General features: G+C 30.3%; 3 protein-coding genes and 1 pseudogene. All 4 read right to left on the bottom strand.

Annotated features, from left to right (window positions below; translation table 11 throughout):
- Positions 1 to 390: 390 nt before the first annotated feature.
- The gene (locus tag HMPREF2737_RS11885) at positions 391 to 789 is read right to left on the bottom strand and encodes a hypothetical protein (protein ID WP_053020709.1); all 399 of its coding nucleotides are present in this window, start codon (positions 787 to 789) and stop codon (positions 391 to 393) included.
- Position 790: 1 nt separating this feature from the next.
- The gene (locus HMPREF2737_RS08370; protein WP_053020708.1) at positions 791 to 1,312 is read right to left on the bottom strand and encodes a hypothetical protein; all 522 of its coding nucleotides are present in this window, start codon (positions 1,310 to 1,312) and stop codon (positions 791 to 793) included.
- Positions 1,313 to 1,625: 313 nt separating this feature from the next.
- Positions 1,626 to 3,331: pseudogene (locus HMPREF2737_RS08365) on the bottom strand (DUF927 domain-containing protein).
- Between the two features lie 13 nt (positions 3,332 to 3,344).
- A complete protein-coding gene (locus tag HMPREF2737_RS08360) occupies positions 3,345 to 4,214 on the bottom strand; it encodes a primase alpha helix C-terminal domain-containing protein (protein WP_053020706.1) in 870 nt (289 codons plus the stop codon).
- Positions 4,215 to 4,334 lie beyond the last annotated feature (120 nt).

The following is a 4,334-nucleotide window of genomic DNA, read 5'->3' as shown; positions in this document are numbered from 1 at the left end:
AATTGTTATTGTCATTGTTTTATCCTCATTTCATCTTTAATGAGGAGGTAATATTTAGGCAATAAGTAAACAACAAATATTTAATCCAGACTTTTATTAAATATATAGAAGTCATTACTTCTATAACACTATTATACTAAATTTACACCTAAATAACAAACAAATGTTCTTATTTTAGTAACGTTTACATAACTTCTTAACATTCCATTTAACACTATAACTAAAGCGTTTATACTACTTTTCATGCAATTTCACACACTTTCCTTTACAGAACTAATGTTCGTTTTTTTCACCTGAGATAAACCTAAAACCATTAACAAATCTTAACAATTACGATTTACATAAAAAAGCCATGCACCTATTAAAGTGCATGACCTATAATTTTATATATTAAATTGTTTGTTCGATATCTATATTTCCAACAATCTGATCTAATGCCCACTCTAATATTCCAATGATATGGCCTTTTCTATCAGTAGTATGATAATGTTCGCCATTTTCATCAGTCACGCTATAATGATATACGCTTTCTGTTTCTTTCATTACACTATCTAATGTTTCGTTCACTTCATTCAATAAGATAAATTCATTAGTATCAAATTCTAACATTTCAACAATTTCCCACGTTTTACGCTCAAAGAATATGAGTGCGAACTCTAAAAATGTTGTCTTATTCACTTGTTGCTGCGTAAGTATATTAAAATCTCTTACGCAATTATCTGTTTCATAAATTACACTTTCCATAAAACGAGCAATCTTAGTTAATTCTTTTAATTGTTTATTATTCATACTATACACGTTCCTTTCTTCTAATCATCAAGTTTTCGTTATCTTTTCCAATCTTACCGATACTTTCAAATTTATATCTTTCAAAATACTTAGTATTATCATCGCTCTCAGTCCATAAGCAAGACTCAAGATTAAGCTTTGTAGAAATTGCCAACACATCTTTTAGCAACATCTTGCCATGTCCTTTTTTAAGCGAATTCAAATTATCTATTTCAATGATCCAATCACTATTAAAATGTTGACTAAGTAACGTATTAGGCTTTCTAATATTAAATTTTATGAGTGCTTTGAAATCTTTAGTTATCAATGATATATCCCCACCAAAACAATAGAGATAATATTTTTTGTTTAATAAAATAACTTCTTGAATAAAGATTTTGTGAGCTTTAGTAGAATTAGTTAAAAGACTTATGATTAAACCTTTAGCCATATTATCTTGTTCTTTTTTCACATGCTGCTGAAATTTATTATTATTTATAAACAACTTAAACTGTTGGTGTCCTATTTCTGTAATTGTTGGCATACTTGACCTCCATATTAAATAATTGGGAACTATTACCCGTTAAGTCCCCATATCTATTTTTTATTGGGAACTGTTCAAACCCTTGATGTATATAGCTTTAATATACTTAGTTCCCGTTGTCCCCGTTAATTATTTTTTTATTGTTCTGTATTTTATAATCAATTACTCTAGTTATTTTTTTAATCATATATACTGTTTATATATAAGTGGGAACTCTGGGAACTATTAGACTTAAAGACTGATAATATAGTATTTATTGAGTTCCCATTTGTAACTTTTGAATGGGTACTCAACGGGAACCATTGGGAACTTATTAATAATCTGAATAAGGGTAGTTTAAACTTGAAAAGTCGAACCCTAGTTCTTTAACTATTTCATTTTTAATAGCAAAGCCTCTATGTTTAATATTTGAGTGACTAATTTTCATTTGTAGACGGTCTTTTTCATTTTTGACTAAATACCCTTTTTTATCCCATTGTTTTGTTATGGTATACATTTCATGACCTAATATATCTTTTACTGTATCGCCCAAAATACATAGGTAACCATGTTTATATACTGCTTTAATCTCGCCATTCCTTACTGGACTATATCCATCACCAGTTATGTTATTTCGGTGAGCGTCTAAATATTGCAGCATATCCTCAAGTGCTTGCTTAGGTTTATCTATTGTTTTGTTATTCTTTAACATATTTTCATATGCTTGGTTAATAATTTTATAGTAATCATGTTCAAAACCATCTATATCATTAAGAATTTCACCAGTAAGCTGTAATAAAGCGAAACACTTTCCAATACGTTGCATTACTTCATTCATACCTTTGTCATTAAAATATCTTAAATAACTTTCAAAACTGTTTTTATGCTCATCTTTTTTTGATTGAAATTGTTTAATAAATTCAATTCCTAGAGTTCCATAATTCTCTCTAAATTCACGATCTAATGAAATAAAATCAAATTTATCTGGATAAGGTTGTTCTTCTAAAGTAATAACACGAGCCGATACTCCAGCCTTATCATCTTCCATATTTGTAATTGAGGCTTCTTAGAAAGTAAGATATTTTTCCATTCTTTCTTTTCATCAACAGTTAAATTCTTATTACTTCGACTTTTACTTTCGCCACTTGAATAGTTATAGACTGCACGAGATACAAAAGCAGGTGAGGTATTACGTGTATCATCTTTAAATATCGGAAAAGAGTTCAAAAATGCAGCCATAGCCTCAATACTATTTCTAGTAGAACTCCATGTAGTTGTAAGGTCAGTCGTTCCCCATACACTAGCCACTAAATTTAAGGTGAACGTTTTACCAGTTGAAGTACTTCCAGCCAATTCAACAATGAACGGCTTAATATCAAACTCATAAAGTAAAACTGAACCAAGTGAGGCGTATAACATCACCATAACCATTGGCAAATCTTTAATTTTTACAAACACTTTTTTTGAATAATCTTCAATTGTGCCTTTAGATTTAAAAGAATTGACTAACTTTTGAAAGCCTTTATCATTATTGAAAAACTTTATATTTTTGTGTTCCATTTCGTCTTTATATGGATAAATGAAGTAATCATTTACATGTCCTAATCGTGTTGCCACCTTTATATTGATAGGTGGACTGTATCTCTTGGACTGATTAATATAATCAACTAATTTTGATGAAGTATTTGAAGTTACATCAAGTTTTCTATTTGCCAGTTTGAGGAGTTGTCTATTATCAGTGATTTCTTCGGCAGTAACACTTAAATTTACTGGTGTTCGATTGTCTATAAAGTGCATATTATAGCTTACTTTGCCATCTTCAATATTTTCATATCTAGTGTTGATCTCTGGAATAGTAGTAGTAATAAACCTTTCTTTATCTGGTTCACCATCTTTTTTACTTGGGATAATTTGATAAAGTGCTGCACCGTATTGATTTGTTTTTACTTTATAACCATCTGGAATAAAATCGGGAGTATATGTTTTCTTATTTATACTCTTATTAATTTCATTCATAATTTCATCATTAGTAAAGTTCATAGAAAACCCCTCTCTAGTTGTTATAGTGTTTTTTCATAATAGAATAAAAAGTAGCATTAATTTCACGTTCATTCATTGGTGGTGTGCATGATTGTCCCCACATCTGAGCAAAGGCATAAATAATATGTTCATTTACTCTTCGCTGAAATAAATGTCCTAAAATGCTTGCTAATGACGAATTACGCCCACCTTCACTAACGCCAAACGCTTTTTCTTTCCAGTGACTTGAATCTCGTTTTTCAAATCTAGGCTTTGATGACGTTTGAATTGTGATATCAAATAATTTAGCCCACTCTTTAAGCGTTGATTTATCTATAATTGCAGCGTCGTTAAATTGAAATTCAAAAGGACTTTCATTACTTTTTCTGACTGGTAACGCCATAGCCCTAGATGGTTGATAACTGCCCTCATCAATTTTGCACGCAATTTTTTGTGCTAATGTTCTTACATATGCACGATATTCATTCGCATTTATACGCTCACTCAATGGCACGTACAAGCGTATTCTAGGACTTTCATTTGTGTGTCTGAATGTTGTATGCCAAAACCATCCAAAGCCCTCTAATTCACTTTTAATTGACTTGTTTAGCATGTTTAAATCTTCCTCATCATCATAATCAAGTACAAGTACATCTCTATAAAGGACATTGTCATCATTTCTGTATTTTTGGTATTCGTTGCCTTTATCATCTACGCCATCAGCTATATTTCCATATACTGCTGTTCCCCTAGCATATTTATTTATATTATTTTGTGGAATGGATAAACGACTAATTAATTCACTCCACTTAGGCTGAGAGAAGCTTTTGAATGAAGTTGATTTTTCGTTTCCATACCAAACCACACTCACTTGCGCATCATTTTCTAATTGAATTACGCTCAATTTTATACCTCCATGTATTAAAACAAGAGCAAAGATGTTATAATACAAATGGAGTATTTTCTTATTGCTCTTGTGTTTTATTAATTTTGTATATTATGCGTTATCTGATTTAGTCGCCAA

Origin of the sequence: Staphylococcus sp. HMSC069D12, from assembly GCF_001810405.1 — a bacterium.
Lineage (GTDB): Bacteria > Bacillota > Bacilli > Staphylococcales > Staphylococcaceae > Staphylococcus > Staphylococcus haemolyticus.
Note: the sequence above shows the minus strand (reverse complement) of the source record. Positions and strands in the feature narration are given on the sequence as shown.

Bases quoted from the DNA above. Each gene is read 5' to 3' on its own strand.
- HMPREF2737_RS11885 (WP_053020709.1), bottom strand. From the start codon at position 789: ATGAATAATAAACAATTAAAAGAATTAACTAAGATTGCTCGTTTTATG.
- HMPREF2737_RS08370 (WP_053020708.1), bottom strand. From the start codon at position 1,312: ATGCCAACAATTACAGAAATAGGACACCAACAGTTTAAGTTGTTTATA.